The organism is Catellatospora sp. IY07-71 (assembly GCF_018326265.1).
Lineage (GTDB): Bacteria > Actinomycetota > Actinomycetes > Mycobacteriales > Micromonosporaceae > Catellatospora.
Window position 1 is genome coordinate 3,666,530 of the sequence record NZ_AP023360.1, and the last position, 15,327, is coordinate 3,681,856.

Below are 15,327 nucleotides of genomic sequence, written 5' to 3' on the forward strand. Positions count from 1 at the left end.
CCGGCCTGGGCCGCCAGCCTGAGCCGCCAGGACACTGCCGCACCCGTCACCGGCGGTTGTACCGCCGCATCGTCAGCGCGCCGAACACCACGACGAACGCCGCGCTCTCCGCCAGCACCCACGTGATCGCCGACGCGTCGGGCGCGCCGGCCATCACCGAGCGCACCGCCGCCACCAGCTGCGTGATCGGGTTGACCTCGACGAACGCCTGCAGCCAGCCCGGCATGGTGGTGGGCGCCACGAACACATTGGACAGGAACGTCAGCGGGAACAGCACCAGCATGCTGACGCCCATCACCGACTTCTCGCTGCGCAGGATCAGCCCGAACCAGGTCCAGATCCACGAGAACGCGAACGAGAACACCACCAGCAGGCCGATGCCGCCCGCCACGCCGAGCACCCCGCCGCCGGGCCGGAACCCCAGCGCCAGGCCCACGCCCATGATGACCAGCGCCGCCAGCACGTACCGCAGCAGATCGCCGAAGATCATGCCGACCAGCGCGGCGGGCCGCCACACCGGCAGGGTGCGGAACCGGTCGAAGATGCCCTTCTCGATGTCGGTGTTCAGCCCGACGCCGGTGTACATCGTGATCATCACGACGCTGGTGACCATGATGCCCGGCAGCAGGTACTGCAGGTACTCCGTGGGGGAGCCCGCCAGTGCGCCGCCGAACAGGTAGGTGAACATCAGCGTCATGATGATCGGGAACGCGGTGACGTCGAACAGCTGCTCGGGCACGTGCTTGATCTTCAGCATGGCCCGCCAGCCGAACGTCAGCGACGCCGCCAGCGGCCCCGGCCGCTTCGGGCGCGCGCCCGGCGCCAGCACCGCGGCGATGCTCGCCGCCGACGGCGTGTAGGCGGTCGCCGTCTCGGAAACGACTGCCGTGCTCATGCGTTCTCCTCCGATGCGGTCGCGGCCTTCGCCGCCTTGTCGGTCAGGGCCAGGAACACCTCGTCCAGGCTCGGCTGGCCCAGCGCGAACTCGTCCACCACGATGCCCGCCGCGGCCAGGTCGCCCAGCGCCCGCGAGCCCGCCGCCGCCGCGTCCACGGCGGTGCCGGAGCCGCCGACGCGTACGGTCAGCGCCACCGGATCCGGCTCCAGCTGCACCGCCGTGTCCAGCGCCTTGGCCAGGATCCGCTCGGCTTCCGGCCGCTGCGCGGCGTCGCGCAGCCGCACGTGCACCGTGCCCGCCCCGACCGACGACTTGAGCTGCCCCGGCGTGCCCTCGGCGATGACCCGGCCCTCGTCGATCACCGCGATGCGGCTTGCGAGCTGGTCGGCCTCGTCCAGGTACTGCGTGGTCAGCAGGACCGTGGTGCCCTGCGCGACGACCGCCCGCACGATCTCCCACACCTGGTTGCGGCTGCGCGGGTCCAGGCCCGTCGTCGGCTCGTCCAGGAACAGCAGGTCGGGGGTGTTCAGGATGCTGGCGGCGATGTCGATGCGCCGCCGCATGCCGCCGGAGTACTTCTTCACCTGCCGGTCCGCCGCGTCGGACAGCCCGAACGCGTCCAGCAGCTGCGCCGCGCGCTGCCGGGCCGCCGGCTTGCCGTGGCCGAGCAGCCGGGCCAGCAGCACCAGGTTCTCGGTGCCGGTCAGGTCCTCGTCGACCGAGGCGTACTGGCCGGTCAGGCTCACCCGGGCGCGCACCGCGTCGGGCTCGGCCCGCAGGTCGTGGCCGAACACCGTCGCCTGCCCGCTGTCCGGGCGCAGCAGGGTGGCCAGCATGCGTACGGCCGTGGTCTTGCCCGCGCCGTTGGGCCCGAGCAGGCCGTACACGGTCCCGGCGGGGACCGCGAGATCCAGCCCGTCCACCGCCCGGGTCTTGCCGAACGTCTTCACCAGCCCCGCGGTCTCGATCGCCAGGCCGGTTGTTCTCGCCGTCATCGGATTCCTTCCGTCCGTCGGCGGGGCCCGGAACGCACGCTGCGCCGGCCCCGCCACCATGAAGGCGCCAGACGGCCCGCTAGATCCGATCTAGCGGGCCGCAGCCGTGGCCGTCCCCGGCGACACCGGTCGCCGCCGGAGGGGTGGCCCGGTTCAGACCGTCAGCACGACCTTGCCCCGGGCCCGGCCGTGCTCCAGGTGGCGCAGCGCCTCGGCGGCCTCGGCGAGCGGGCGGGTGTGGTCGATGACCGGGGTGAAGACCCCGGCGGCCAGCAACTCGCGCAGGATCTCCATGTCGGCGGCCTTGGTGAGGGCGAGCACCATGCGCAGCCGCTGGCGGGCGAACGGCGCCCGCGCCATCATCCCGAGCGGTCGCTGCATCCCGCCGAGCACGCCCGCGCTGGTGACGCCGCCGACGATGGCCAGCGTGCCCCGCGGGGCCAGGATGCGGCGCAGCTGGGCGACGGGCCGGTTGCCTGCGGTGTCCACGATCAGGTCGTAGCGCCCGCCGGCCGCGGTGATGTCGGCACGGGTGTAGTCGACGACCTCGTCGGCGCCGAGCGAGCGCACCAGCTCCGTCTTGCCGGTGCTGCACACGCCGGTGACGTGCGCGCCGAAGTGCTTGGCGAGCTGGACCGTGTAGGTGCCGACGCCACCGGCCGCGCCGAGGACCAGCACCCGCTGTCCGGGCCGGACCCGCCCGACGTCGCGCAGGGTCTGCAGCGCGGTGACGGCGGAGACGGCGACGGCCGCGCCCTGGGTGAAGGTGACACCGTCGGGCAGGGCGGTGAACCGGTCCTGCTTGGCGCAGGCGTACTCGGCGAAGGCGCCGGGGCAGTTGCCGAAGACGCGGTCGCCGGGCTGGAAGCGGGTCACGCCGGGCCCGACCGCGGCTACCTCGCCGGCGAGGTCGCCGCCGGGGACCCGGTGGCGCGGGCGGCGCAGGCCGAAGCCGAGCCGCACCAGGTAGGGCGTGCCGGTGGCGAGATGCCAGATGCCCGGATCCACTCCGGCGGCGCGCACCCGCACCAGCACCTCTCCGTCGCCGGGCGCGGGCTGCTCGATCTCACGCGGTTGCAGGACGTCGACGGTGCCGTACGCGTCCTGGACGATCGCCTTCACGGCTGACTCCTTCATGGTCGAGGTGCTTCACCAGGGCTGGAAGCCCCGGCGGTAAGAGATGATCTTCGCGGTGGACGTGAGCAGCGATGACAGCACGAAGCCCAGGTAGATCACGTTGGCGATCCAGAAGTGCGCCACCTCGGCCAGCGCCATGACCATGGCGGCGAGCCCTCCGATCACGACGAAGGACTGCCCGGTCAGCTCGCTGCTGCGGTGGATCGCCTGGTCGCGCTCGTCGGCGCCGCGGCCGGCGTCCCGGGGTGCCGCGATGGACGCGGCGATGGTCAGCACGATGGTCGCGGCGATGGCCGCGCCGATGCTCCACAGCAGCGGGGCGGCGTAGGGCGTGTCGGGCAGCGGGGTGTCCCCGGCCCGTCCGAGCACGGCGGCGACGTAGGAACCGTATGCGGCCACGGTGACCAGCACCATGATCCAGGTGCGCTTCTCCTCGAACGCCATGCCCACCCTCCGGTGTAAAGGATTCTTGACATCCTGAGGGTAGGAAGAACGCGGCCGCGTGTCAAGAATTCTTTACATCGCTCGGGGGCTGCTCGGGGAACGTTGTCATCCGCTGCCGCCGCAGGTGAGCGCGCTGCCGTGCGATCGGCGGCGTTGCCCGGAGCCGGGCGGCGAGTGTGATGTACGCCCGATCAGTGGCCTGCTTCATTGACGGCCCCGTCCGGTGACCACACCATGTGTGAAATTCTCGATCGATCGTTCAGGGCGTTGACGGGAGATGCGGTGGGGCAGGAGCCTGGCGTGCAGCAAGCAATACCGGAGTCCACAAGCGAGGGTCCGGGCACCGCGTCCCGCCTGGGCGTGGCGGCGGAGTCGGCGGCCGGGGAGACCCGGGTCGCGGCGACCCCGGCCGTGGTACGCCAGCTCGTGGCGCTCGGATACGAGGTGGAGGTCGAGTCCGGCGCGGGCGCGCGGGCCAGCCTCCCCGACGAGGACTACGAGGACGCCGGCGCGAAGATCTGCAGCCGCGAGGAGTGCTGGCAGGCCGACATCGTCCTGAAGATCAACCCGCCCACCGACGGCGAGGCCGCCCAGCTGCGCCCCGGCGCGACCCTGATCAGCCTGATCGGACCGGCCGTGCGCCCCGAGCTGGTCGACGCGCTCGCGCAGCGGCCGATCAGCGTGCTGGCCATGGACGCCGTGCCGCGCATCTCCCGCGCCCAGTCGATGGACGTGCTCAGCTCCATGGCCAACATCGCCGGCTACCGGGCCGTCGTCGAGGCCGCGCACACCTTCGGCCGCTTCTTCGCCGGTCAGGTCACCGCCGCGGGCAAGGTCCCTCCGGCCAAGGTGCTCGTCGCGGGCGCGGGCGTGGCCGGCCTGGCCGCCATCGGCGCCGCCAAGAGCCTCGGCGCGATCGTGCGCGCCACCGACCCCCGCCCGGAGGTAGCCGAGCAGGTCCGCTCGCTCGGCGGCGAGTTCCTCTCCGTGGCCGCCGAGCAGACCGGCGGCGGCGACGGGTACGCCAAGCAGACCTCCGCCGACTACGACCGGCGCGCCGCCGAGCTGTACGCCCAGCAGGCCGCCGACGTCGACATCGTCATCACCACGGCGCTCATCCCGGGCCGCCCCGCGCCGCGGCTGCTCACCGCCGAGCACGTGGCCGCCATGCGCCCCGGCAGCGTCATCGTCGACATGGGAGCCGCCCAGGGCGGCAACGTCGAGGGCACCGTGCCCGGCGAGATCGTCGTCACCGACAACGGCGTCTCGATCATCGGCTACACCGACCTGCCCGGCCGGCTCCCCACGCAGGCGTCCCAGCTCTACGCGACCAACCTGCTCAACCTGATGAAGCTGCTCACGCCGGGCCGCGACGGCCGGCTCGTGCTCGACTTCGACGACGTCGTGATCCGGGCGATGACCGTCGTGCGCGACGGCGCCAAGACCTGGCCCCCGCCGCCGGTCCAGGTGTCGGCCACCCCCGCGGCCGCCGCCGCGCCCGCGCCCGCCGTACCGGACAAGCCCAAGGCCTCGCCCGCGCGGATCTACAGCTACGTCGGTCTTGCCGCGGCGGCGCTGTTCGCGCTGACCGCGTTCGCGCCCGGCCAGTTCGTCGGCAACTTCACCGTGTTCGCCCTCGCCGTCGTCATCGGCTACTACGTCGTCGGCAAGGTCCACCACGCGCTGCACACCCCGCTGATGTCGGTCACCAACGCCATCTCCGGGATCATCGTGGTCGGCGCGCTGCTGCAGATCGGCCGGGACGACCTCGTCGTCACGGGGCTCGCCGCGGCCGCGATCCTGCTGGTCACCATCAACATCTTCGGCGGATTCGCCGTCACCCGGCGCATGCTCGGCATGTTCACGAAGGGCTGATCGACATGACCGCCACCACCGCAGTGCAGGCCGCCTACATCGTCGCGGCGCTGCTGTTCGTGCTCAGCCTCGCCGGGCTGTCCAAGCACGAGACCGCCCGCTCCGGCGTCGTCTACGGCATCGCCGGCATGACCATCGCCCTGGTCGCCACCATCGCCCTGGCCGCGCGGGACATGACCGCCGCCGCCGTCGCGCTGCTCGTCCTCGCCATGGTCATCGGCGGCGGCATCGGCCTGTGGCGCGCCCGCGTCGTGCAGATGACCGGCATGCCGGAGCTCATCGCGATCCTGCACAGCTTCGTCGGGCTGGCCGCCGTGCTCGTCGGCTGGAACGGCTACCTGGAGGTCGCCGACCCGGCCCACACCGCCCTCACCGGCACGCTGCTGCACATCCACCACGCCGAGGTGTTCGTCGGCGTGTTCATCGGCGCCGTCACCTTCACCGGCTCCATCGTGGCCTACCTGAAGCTGTCCGCCCGGATCGCGTCGCGGCCGCTCATGCTGCCCGGACGGCACGTGCTCAACCTCGGCGCGCTCGTCGCGTTCGTGGCGCTCGCCGGCTGGTTCGTCGCCGACCCGCAGCGCGGGCTGCTCATCGCGGTCACCGTGATCGCGCTCGCGCTCGGCTGGCACCTGGTGGCGTCCATCGGCGGCGGCGACATGCCGGTCGTGGTGTCGATGCTGAACAGCTACTCCGGCTGGGCGGCCGCCGCGTCGGGCTTCCTGCTCGACAACGACCTGCTGATCGTGACCGGCGCGCTGGTCGGCTCGTCCGGCGCGTACCTGTCCTACGTCATGTGCCAGGCGATGAACCGCTCGTTCATCTCGGTCATCGCGGGCGGCTTCGGCACCGAGCAGGCCGCGAGCGACGACGCCGAGTACGGCGAGCACCGGGAGACCACCGCCGCCGACACCGCCGCGCTGCTGCGCGAAGCCACCTCGGTCATCATCACGCCCGGCTACGGCATGGCCGTCGCGCAGGCCCAGGGTCCGGTCGCCGAGCTGACCCGCAACCTGCGGGCGCGCGGCGTGCAGGTCCGGTTCGGCGTGCACCCGGTCGCCGGGCGGCTGCCGGGCCACATGAACGTGCTGCTGGCAGAGGCCGACGTGCCGTACGACATCGTGCTGGAGATGGACGAGATCAACGACGACTTCGCCGGCACCTCGGTGGTGCTGGTGATCGGCGCCAACGACACCGTCAACCCGGCCGCCGCCGACCCGGGCAGCCCCATCGCCGGCATGCCGGTGCTGCGGGTCTGGGAGGCCGAGCACGTGATCGTGTTCAAGCGCTCCATGGCCGCGGGCTACGCCGGGGTGCAGAACCCGCTGTTCTTCCGCGACAACACCCAGATGCTGTTCGGCGACGCCAAGGCCCGGGTCGAGGACATCGTCGACGCGCTCGGCGCCGCGGAGGCCGCCACCGGCGGCCGGATGCTCGCGCGGGCGGGCGCGTGACCGGCCGGACCCGGCTCGACGGCACCACCTGAGCACAGCCGACGCCGCCGGGCGCGCCTCGGGAGACCGGGCCGCCCGGCGGCGTCCTGTCCCGGCAGCATGACCTGATCAGGCGCCGTGGTAGGCGAAGGCCGCCCAGTACTGCGGATCGGCGTAGGGGTGCTCACCCGAGCCGCCCTCCGGAACGACGCCGGGCAGCAGCGCTGTCAGGTCGGCGTGGGTGGCGGCGCGCAGCCACTGCTGGGCGCGGTTGAGCGCGACGGCCGGCTCCTCGCCGCCGTGACACCACCGCTGGTAGAACGCCGTCATCAGGTACGTGGTGGCGAGATCGTCGACCGCCCACGCCGTCGCGAGCACACCCGCGAACCCTATCTGGATCAGCACCGACGGCAGCCCGACCGCCTCGTTCGGCATGGCCGTGCCGGTGACGTTCGTCCGGCACGCCGACAGCACCGCCAGCCGCCGCTGCCCCGGCCGCAGCTCCTGCTGCAGGTCCGCCAGCGTGACGGTGCGGTCGGCGAAGTAGAGGCGGCTGTCCAGGATCGCGTCCGGGTCGGCCGCGCCGTGACACGCGAGATGCCAGACCGTGTACTGCTCGGCCGTGGCCTGGAACTCCGCCCACGTGCACCCGTGCACCGGCGCGGCGGCCTCCCCCGTCCAGCGCCTGGTGACCTCGGTGGCCTCGCGCCCGACATGGCGCAGGCGGTGGTCGGTAGAGAGGCCGTACCCGTCCGGCACGTCGACCGCGAGCAGGGTCTGTGCGCGCCCGGCCAGGCCGCGTGCCGTCTCGCGACAGCGTCGCAGGCCGCGCGCGTTGGGCGCGTACCGGATCGCCGAGAAGTTGCCGACGTGGCGGCCCTCGGTGAAGCGGTCCCCCGGCGCACCCGGCTCCCCGATCGCGTGCAGCGGCAGCAGGCCCAGCAGCCCCACCGGGATCAGGGTGACTACCCGGCCCCGCGCGCTCTGCCAGACCAGGTTCCCGATGCCGGCGTGCCACAGCGTGCGCATGCCGTCTGCCAGCGGATCGGCCGGAGCGGCCCCCACCAGCTCGGCGTCACGCGGGGCCCGCACCAGCCGGGGGACGCCGGTCACCGGATCCGCCCCGGGCAGCACCTTGGCGACGATCTCGGCGACGGCCGCGCGGCCGAGCCTGGGCAGGTCGACGTACTGCGGGTCGTGCGTCGCGGCGACGACGAGCGCGTACCCGCCCGCCTTCGCGGCGGCGAGGTAGACCAGCGCGCCGTCGCCCGTCTCGGCGGTGACGTCGGCATAGCTCACGTCGAGCGCCAGCGGATCGGCCCCCGTCGCCCCCGCGACCCGCCTGGCAACCTCGCGCAGGGCCGCCCATGACTGCCGCAGCTCCGCGGTCGGCCTGCGCTCCTTCGCGCGAAACGCCTCGATCGCGTGCTGGTACTCCTGGGCCAGCTCGGCGTGGCCGGACGCGCGCAGCCGTGCCAGGACCTCGACGTTGTCCCGCCCGAACACCTCCGACAGGCCCACCGCGCGGCCGGTCTCCAGAGCGAGCACCGCCTCCCGGAACCGCCCGGCGCGCGACAGCCAGTAACCGGCGTCCTCGGCGTACTCCTGCGCCGCGGCGAGCACCCGCTGCTTGGCGCCCGCGCCGTACCGGGCGACGGCGTCCTGCGTGGTCAAGGTGACGAGCTGCGCGTACGCCTCGGCGGCGAACTCCGGGACATCGGTGCCGACGGCCCACTGCGCCCACGCCGCGGCGAGCCTGGCCCGCGCGGCGGTGCTCCAGGGCGCGTCCACCGTGTTCCGCCAGGCCCGATGCCGCCGTGCGCTGTCGGGGCGGCCCCGCAGCGCGTCGCGCGCGGCGAGCGCCTCCTGGAGTAGCAGGCGGTCGTCGGCGCCGTGGATGTGCCATAGGCGGCACCTGCGGCGGATCAGCCGCACCGCCTCTCGCACATCACCGGCCTGCTGATCCGGCTGCGGGTCCGGCCGCAGCGCCCGCCACAACAGGAGCGTGGCCAGCGCGGTGTCGGCGGGCGTGACCCGGCGCCACCAGCGCAGCCCCGCCCGGCGACCGTCCCGGCACAGCGCGATGGCGTCGTCGAGACAGGCGTCGAGCCTGGCGCCCTCGAGACTGCCGTGCCCCATCCGAGCCTGCAGCATGGCCCGCGTGGCGAGGAGCTGCGGCCGCAGCCGCCGGGCGAGCGGGCCGGTCGCGCGCAGGCCGGCGCCCAGCTCGCGCAGGGCAGCCGGCAGGTTGCCCGTGACCACGTGCAGCCGCGCCCGCACCAGGTGCCCGATGGCCCCGTCGAAGCCGGACTCGTCGAGGTGCCGGACCAGGGCTTCGAGCGGGCCGGTGTCGCCGTGCACCTCCGCGGTCTCGATGGCCGCGTCGGCGTGGCTCAGCGCCAGCCACGGATTCGGGCCGAAGACGCCTGTCAGGCCACGAGGCTCCTCGGTGGCGGGTGGCCTCGGCTTCTCCCCGCGCACCGCCGCCCACCTCATGGGCGGCAGCCCTTCGAAGGCCGCGGCCGGGGACCGGCGATTGTCCTGGATGGTCCGGCGGGAATGATGCCGCGAGCGCATCTCGTGGACGCGCTGGATCTCCCGGCGCTGGTGGTCCATGAGCACACTGCGGGCGCGGTCCTCGACGTCGCTCATCGCGGCGAGCAGATCCGCCTCCCACGGGAGGCCGATGGACTGCTCCCGCGTCAGCAGCATGGTGCACAGGGAGACGAACTGGCGTGCGACTGTCCGTCTGGAGCTCTTGTCGTCGTCCTCAAGGTCACGGGTGTCCACGAACGGATAGCACTCCAGCACGTCGTGCGCGGCGCTGTCGAGATCGCCGAACTCGGCTGCCAGCTGCACCATTCCGAACATGGCCGCCGCCACGGACGTCCCGTTGCCGGCTGTCGGCCATGCCGCCGGTTTGGCCTGCCGGAAGGACCGCCAGGCGGCGTCCGCCGCCGCGCGGTCGGCCCGCAACCAGGCATCCTTGTACTCCCATTCGTGCTGGTCGAGCTGGGCGAGCTCCCGGCGGTAGGGGTTCGGGCCGTTCAGGAGGTGCCGGATCTCGAAGCCTCGGGCAACGTGGGCCCACGGCTCGACAAAGGTGGGATCGGCCGGCTGCCCGCACTGAGGGCACGGGAACGGCCACGACCGCGGCGCGGGCTCGTCGCCGGTCCCGCACTCCTCGTTGTTGCACTCCCAGCCCTTCACGCGTGCCTCGGGCGGCGCCTGGTAGCCGTACGAGGTGCGTGGGAACCGCCGACCCGGCGACATGAGCGACCTCCCTCGATCCGCACCGGTTCTGACGGACGCCGGTCCGTCAGTCAGCGGCCATGGGACTGTTCAACCGGGCGCCTCGTCCGCGCCTGCCCGCCGACATGCCGCAGCTGCTGGAGACGTTCGGCCGGTACTGGCTGGACGAGCACCACAGCGGCATCGACGGCGGGGAGCTGTGGAGCCGCCTCGGAAAGCTGTACGAGTACGCCCGCAGTGATCGCACCGGCTTCCTCCGGGAGCTGGGGGCGATCACCGCGGCGGACCGGGGAGGGTTCGCGACGCTCGGCGCCGCCCGCCTCGTCTGGGAGTTCTTCGACAGCGACGCCCGGCGCGATCCGGCCACGCTGCCGTTCATCGACGCGGGCATCGAGTTCAAGCTCGCCCGCGGCCTGCCGAACGCCATGTTGACGGGCTACGAGATGCGCCGGCTCGCCGAGCTCCGCGAGCAGGCCGGCTGACCGGTCCCTCCCGTTTCCCTCATCCGAGACAGGAGAACTCCGTTGGAAGGATTCTGGTGCTTCGTCTTCGTCGCCGGCACCATCGGCGCGCTGGTGTGGCAGTTCATCGAGACGCGTGGCGCGGTCGCGACGACGACGGTCGTCACCTCGTACGCGCCGGATGACGCGGCGCGGATCGTGCAGGGCGCGTTCGGCGGCCCCCGCGCCGTCTTCTGGACCACGGCCGGCGGGCCGGGCACGATCAACATGCGGCGGCGGGGCGTCCGCGGCGGCATCACCATGTCCATCGACATCAGGCCGCGGCCGGGCGGGGGCTCCCAGGTCGACATGTGGGCCTCGGAGACCGCGATCTACCTGGGCGTACTGGTCAACTTCGCCGGTGTGGTCAACCGGCGCAAGCGCGCGATCGCCCGCCTGCTCGACACCTCGGCGTCACCCGCCGTGCGGTGACCGGCCGGGGTCCGCCGGGGTGACACGGGGCCCGGCGGACCGCCCGCGGTTGGGGGGCAAGACGGACGAGGTGCGCCGAACACCGCTGTTCCGGTTAACCGGGATCGATTACGCACGGTCCACACCGGAGATTTCCAGATTGATTCGGCTCCGCTACGCTCCAGGGGACCGGTACGGGAGAGCGCTCTCTTCAACGCCTGCGGATCCAGGTCGCGCCCACCTCGCATGGGCGAGAGCGTTGTCACCGTCCGGCGCCAGCCCCCTAGAGAGGACTTGCACACAGTGATGAGCACGAGTCCCGGCGGCGCCGTCAAGGCGCCGTCCCACCACCGCGGCGTACGCCGCAGGGTCACGCTCGGCCTGGCGACCGCCGTCGCCGTCGCCGTCGCGGCCCTGCCCGGCTCGGCCGCCGCCACGCCGCTGGCGTCCGGTACGCCGAACTTCGGCGCGAACGTCACCGTGTTCGACCCGAGCATGCCGGTGGCCGACATCCAGGCCGCCCTGGACGCCACCCACACCGCCCAGGTCGGCAACGAGATGGGCACCACCCGGTACGCGTACCTGTTCAAGCCCGGCACCTACGGCACCGCCGAGCAGCCGCTGCAGATCAAGGTGGGCTACTACACCGAGATCGCCGGTCTCGGCGCGCAGCCGACCGACGTGGTGATCAACGGCAAGATCGAGGTCTACAACCGCTGCCTGACCGAGGGCGGCACGGCCAACTGCCTCGCCCTGGTCAACTTCTGGCGCACCCTGTCCAACCTGACGCTCAACGTCAACGCGCTCGGCCAGGACGGCTGCCGCGCCTCGGCCAACTTCTGGGCCGTGTCGCAGGCCGTCTCCATGCGCCGGATGAACGTCACCGGTGCGAACCTGTCGCTGATGGACTACTGCACCGCCGGCCCGCAGTACGCCAGCGGTGGTTTCATCGCCGACTCGAAGCTGCCGTTCGTGATCAACGGCTCGCAGCAGCAGTGGCTGATCCGCAACAGCCAGGTCGACGGCTGGTCCAACGGCGTGTGGAACCAGGTGTTCGCCGGTGTGGTCGGCGCTCCCGACGACGCCGGGTTCCCGAACCCGCCGTACACCACGCTGGACACCACCCCGGTGAGCCGGGAGAAGCCGTACCTGTTCGTGGACGCGAACGGCAAGTACCAGGTCCGCGTGCCGGAGGCCCGGTTCGAGACCAGCGGCATCTCCTGGGCCGACGGCCTGACCCCGGGCCGCACCGTGCCGCTGAGCGACTTCTACGTCGCCAAGCCGGGCGACTCCGTCACGAAGATCAACCTGGCCCTGGCGCTGGGCAAGCACCTGCTGCTCACCCCGGGCGTGTACGACATCGCCCGCAGCATCGAGGTCTGGCGCCCCGACACCGTGGTGCTCGGCCTGGGCCAGGCGACGCTGACCGCGGTCAACGGCTCCGTCCCGCTGGACGTCGCCGACGTGCCCGGCGTCATCATCGCGGGCGTCACCATCGACGCCGGCCTGAAGGAGTCGCCGGTCCTGCTGCGCGTCGGCCGCAAGGTCAACCCGCTGCGCTGGTCGTCGAAGACCAACCCGACGACGCTGTCCGACGTGTACTTCCGCGTCGGCGGCCCGCACATCGGCAAGACCGACACCGCGCTGCAGGTCAACAGCGACAACGTGCTCATCGACCACACCTGGGTGTGGCGCGGCGACCACGGCGTGGAGGGCTTCACCGACACCGAGCGGTGGAACACCAACACCGGCCGGTACGGCGCGGTCATCAACGGTGACAACGTCAACGCCAACGGCCTGTTCGTCGAGCACTTCCAGAAGTACAACACCGTCTGGAACGGCGAGAACGGCCGGACCATCCTGTACCAGAACGAGCTGCCGTACGACCCGCCGACGCAGGCGGACTGGATGAACGGCGACGTGCAGGGCTACGCCGGCTACAAGGTGGGCGACAAGGTCCAGAAGCACACGCTGTACGGCGCGGGCGTGTACGTGTTCAACCAGAACAACCCGACCATCCACACCGCGAACGGCTTCGAGGTGCCGGAGCGGCCGGGCGTGAAGCTATACCACATCATGACCGTCAACCTGAGCGCCGGCATCATCGACCACGTGGTCAACGGCATCGGCGGCCAGGCGGACACCACCAACATCGGCTCTCCGCAGTTCATCGTGGAGTACCCGGCCCCGTAACACCCGTAGCACCGAAACGGCCGGCCGGAGCACCTTGCTCCGGCCGGCCGTTCCTTGTTCAGCGGGTGGTACGCAGATACGCCAGCACGGCCAGCACCCGCCGGTTCGTGTCGTCGGTCTGGGGCAGGCCCAGCTTGGCGAGGATGTTGCCGACGTGCTTGCCCACGGCCGCCTCGGTGACCGTGAGGCGCCTGGCGATCGCGGCGTTGGAGTGGCCCTCGGCGACCAGCGCGAGCACCTCGCGCTCGCGCGGGGACAGCTCCGAAACCGGGTCGCGGCGGTGCTGGAGCAGGCGGCGTACCACGTCCGGGTCGACCACGGTGCCGCCGCCGACGACGGTGCGCAGCGCCGCGACGAACTCGGCGATGTCGACGACCCGGTCCTTGAGCAGGTAGCCGATCCGCCGCCCGTCACCGCTGTCGAGCAGCCGCGCCGCGTACTCCGGCTGCACGTACTGGCTGAGCACCACCACCGCCCGCGAAGGCACGGCGGCCCGCAACGCCAGCGCGGCCTGCAGGCCCTCGTCGGTGAAGCTCGGCGGCATCCGGATGTCGGTGATCACCAGCTCGGGATCCTCGGCGGCGACGGCGGCCAGCAGCTGCTCGCCGTCGCCGACCGCCGCCGCCACGGTGAACCCGAAGCGCTCCAGCACCCCGGACAGGCCCTCGCGCAGCAGCACGCCGTCCTCGGCGAGCACGACCCTGGTCAGGGCAGACACGGCAGCTCCACCCGGACCAGGGTAGGGCCGCCGGCGGGGCTGGACAGCAGCAGCCGCCCGCCCACGGCCGCGACCCGGTCGGCCAGGCCGGTCAGCCCGGTGCCGCGCGCCGGGTCGGCCCCGCCGCGACCCGCGTCGTGAACCTCGACGACGAGCGTGTCGCGCTGGTGCGCGAGCCTGATCGAGGCAGCCGTGGCGCCCGAGTGCTTGGCGACGTTGCCGAGCGCCTCGGAGGCGGCGAAGTACGCGGTGTTCTCCACACGAGCGGGGTAGCGGTCGGCCACGCCGGGGTCCACGGTGACCGTGATGTCGAGCGGGCTGCGGTCGGCCAGGTCGCGCAGGGCGGCGGGCAGGCCCAGGTCGGCCAGCGTCTGCGGGCTGATGCCGTGCACCAGGTCGCGTAGCAGCACCATCAGGTCCTTGGCCTCGGCGTGGGCCCGGTCGAGCGCCTGCGCGGCCGGGGTGTCCTCGGGCAGGTCCAGGCGGGCGACGCCGAGCTGCAGAGTGAGGCTGGTGAGCCGGTGCTGGGCGCCGTCGTGCAGGTCACGCTCGATCCGGCGGCGTTCGGCGTCGAACGCGTCGACCAGCCGGGTGCGCGAGCGCGCCACCTCGCGCAGCTCCGCGTCGTCGCCGCGGCCGAGCAGTCTGCGGGCGACGGCGGCATGTCCGGCGGACAGCAGGCCGGTGAGGTACGCCAGCACGGGCAGCAGGACCAGGCCGAGCAGCAGGTACGGGATCGCCTGGGTGGGGGTGGTGACCTGCCAGGGGCCGAGGGCGATGGTGTCGGCGACGCCGTCGAGATCCGTGCCGTCCTTGAACACCAGCAGCGGGCTGACGATGAAGACCGCGACGACGAAGGCGGCGAAGGCCAGCAGCGAGTACGCGATCGGCGCGACCGTCCCGAGCAGCAGCAGGTAGAGCAGCTCCCGCCAGGCGCCCGGCTCGGTGTATCGGGCGGCCAGCCAGGGCAGCCCGGCGGCGGCGCGGTGGCCGGGTTCGACCGGGCGCGGGTCCGCGATACGCAGGCGGCGGCGCTCCAGCGCGGCGAACGGCGCGGCGAGCACCGTGCCCGCCCCGCCCAGCGCCAGGGTCAGGAACGCGGTGATGACCAGGACCGGGAGGTGGAGGCGGCCGTCGGCGGCGAAGCGGACCGTCGCGGCCCAGGCCAGGGTGAGCGGCGACAGCAGCAGCGCGGCGGCGCCGAGGACGGGCAGCGCGGTGACGGCGTACGCGGCGGCGCGCCACGGCCAGGCGGAGACGAGGAAGCGCCGGGAGGCCAGCGCGGCGAGGAGGTGAGGTGGCTGCTCAGCGGGCATGAGCACACGCTAGTCAGCGGGGGAGTCCGGTCCCAGCCGTCCAGGGGGCGGATCCGGGGTAGTGCTACCCCTACCTGCTCGCGCCGGGCGGGGCGGTTGAGGCCGCCGGGCACACTGTGTGCACCGGCAGACCATCGGTGGGTCGGTCTGCGTTC

12 protein-coding genes are annotated in these 15,327 nt (G+C 72.7%); 5 read left to right on the forward strand and 7 right to left on the reverse strand.

The genetic code is table 11. The features are described 5' to 3' along the window. Positions 1 to 46: 46 nt before the first annotated feature. The 4 genes from CS0771_RS16560 to CS0771_RS16575 all read right to left on the reverse strand — a co-directional run bounded on the left by CS0771_RS16560 (position 47) and on the right by CS0771_RS16575 (position 3,474). Complete coding sequence (locus CS0771_RS16560; RefSeq protein ID WP_212841824.1) at positions 47 to 895, reverse strand: ABC transporter permease; 849 nt, start codon at positions 893 to 895, stop codon at positions 47 to 49. Next, positions 892 to 1,893, reverse strand: a complete 1,002-nt coding sequence (locus tag CS0771_RS16565; protein WP_212841825.1) for an ATP-binding cassette domain-containing protein — start codon at positions 1,891 to 1,893, stop codon at positions 892 to 894. Before CS0771_RS16565 ends, CS0771_RS16560 begins: the two co-directional genes overlap by 4 nt. Positions 1,894 to 2,046: 153 nt before the next feature. Then, positions 2,047 to 3,015 (reverse strand): NAD(P)-dependent alcohol dehydrogenase, encoded by a 969-nt coding sequence (locus tag CS0771_RS16570; protein WP_371821413.1) that lies wholly within the window; start codon positions 3,013 to 3,015, stop codon positions 2,047 to 2,049. A 27-nt stretch (positions 3,016 to 3,042) separates the two neighbouring features. Next, positions 3,043 to 3,474, reverse strand: a complete 432-nt coding sequence (locus tag CS0771_RS16575; RefSeq protein WP_212841827.1) for a hypothetical protein — start codon at positions 3,472 to 3,474, stop codon at positions 3,043 to 3,045. 300 nt (positions 3,475 to 3,774) lie between these two features. Between CS0771_RS16575 and CS0771_RS16580 the strand changes: the two genes are divergently transcribed. Together CS0771_RS16580 and pntB are read left to right on the forward strand one after the other, a co-directional pair. Continuing rightward, on the forward strand, positions 3,775 to 5,349 hold the full coding sequence (locus CS0771_RS16580) for a Re/Si-specific NAD(P)(+) transhydrogenase subunit alpha (protein WP_256442812.1): 1,575 nt from the start codon (positions 3,775 to 3,777) through the stop codon (positions 5,347 to 5,349). 5 nt (positions 5,350 to 5,354) lie between these two features. Further along, on the forward strand, positions 5,355 to 6,803 hold the full coding sequence (gene pntB / locus CS0771_RS16585; protein ID WP_212841829.1) for a Re/Si-specific NAD(P)(+) transhydrogenase subunit beta: 1,449 nt from the start codon (positions 5,355 to 5,357) through the stop codon (positions 6,801 to 6,803). A 108-nt stretch (positions 6,804 to 6,911) separates the two neighbouring features. Here the strand turns inward: pntB and CS0771_RS16590 are convergent, their stop codons facing one another. After that, positions 6,912 to 10,055, reverse strand: a complete 3,144-nt coding sequence (locus CS0771_RS16590) for a CHAT domain-containing protein (protein ID WP_212841830.1) — start codon at positions 10,053 to 10,055, stop codon at positions 6,912 to 6,914. A gap of 59 nt (positions 10,056 to 10,114) precedes the next feature. Between CS0771_RS16590 and CS0771_RS16595 the strand changes: the two genes are divergently transcribed. From CS0771_RS16595 to CS0771_RS16605, 3 genes are all read left to right on the forward strand, one after another. After that, entirely contained in the window at positions 10,115 to 10,516 is a 402-nt protein-coding gene (locus tag CS0771_RS16595; protein ID WP_212841831.1) for a hypothetical protein, read from the forward strand. 42 nt (positions 10,517 to 10,558) lie between these two features. Next, positions 10,559 to 10,966: a hypothetical protein gene (locus CS0771_RS16600; protein WP_212841832.1), complete on the forward strand. Its 408-nt coding sequence runs from the start codon at positions 10,559 to 10,561 to the stop codon at positions 10,964 to 10,966. Between the two features lie 285 nt (positions 10,967 to 11,251). Then, a complete protein-coding gene (locus CS0771_RS16605) occupies positions 11,252 to 13,138 on the forward strand; it encodes an adenylyl cyclase (RefSeq protein ID WP_212841833.1) in 1,887 nt (628 codons plus the stop codon). A gap of 58 nt (positions 13,139 to 13,196) precedes the next feature. On the opposite strand, the gene CS0771_RS16610 is transcribed toward CS0771_RS16605, so the two are convergent. Together CS0771_RS16610 and CS0771_RS16615 are read right to left on the reverse strand one after the other, a co-directional pair. After that, positions 13,197 to 13,856 (reverse strand): response regulator transcription factor, encoded by a 660-nt coding sequence (locus tag CS0771_RS16610; RefSeq protein ID WP_212841834.1) that lies wholly within the window; start codon positions 13,854 to 13,856, stop codon positions 13,197 to 13,199. Further along, positions 13,844 to 15,172, reverse strand: coding sequence for a sensor domain-containing protein (locus tag CS0771_RS16615; protein WP_212841835.1), 1,329 nt, complete (start codon positions 15,170 to 15,172; stop codon positions 13,844 to 13,846). The genes CS0771_RS16610 and CS0771_RS16615 overlap by 13 nt, the downstream gene beginning before the upstream one ends. Positions 15,173 to 15,327 lie beyond the last annotated feature (155 nt).

Coding starts and splice junctions, on each gene's coding strand:
- CS0771_RS16560 (WP_212841824.1), bottom strand. CDS start 895: ATGAGCACGGCAGTCGTTTCCGAGACGGCGACCGCCTACACGCCGTCG.
- CS0771_RS16565 (WP_212841825.1), bottom strand. CDS start 1,893: ATGACGGCGAGAACAACCGGCCTGGCGATCGAGACCGCGGGGCTGGTG.
- CS0771_RS16575 (WP_212841827.1), bottom strand. CDS start 3,474: ATGGCGTTCGAGGAGAAGCGCACCTGGATCATGGTGCTGGTCACCGTG.
- pntB (WP_212841829.1), top strand. CDS start 5,355: ATGACCGCCACCACCGCAGTGCAGGCCGCCTACATCGTCGCGGCGCTG.
- CS0771_RS16590 (WP_212841830.1), bottom strand. CDS start 10,055: ATGTCGCCGGGTCGGCGGTTCCCACGCACCTCGTACGGCTACCAGGCG.
- CS0771_RS16595 (WP_212841831.1), top strand. CDS start 10,115: ATGGGACTGTTCAACCGGGCGCCTCGTCCGCGCCTGCCCGCCGACATG.
- CS0771_RS16605 (WP_212841833.1), top strand. CDS start 11,252: ATGAGCACGAGTCCCGGCGGCGCCGTCAAGGCGCCGTCCCACCACCGC.
- CS0771_RS16615 (WP_212841835.1), bottom strand. CDS start 15,172: ATGCCCGCTGAGCAGCCACCTCACCTCCTCGCCGCGCTGGCCTCCCGG.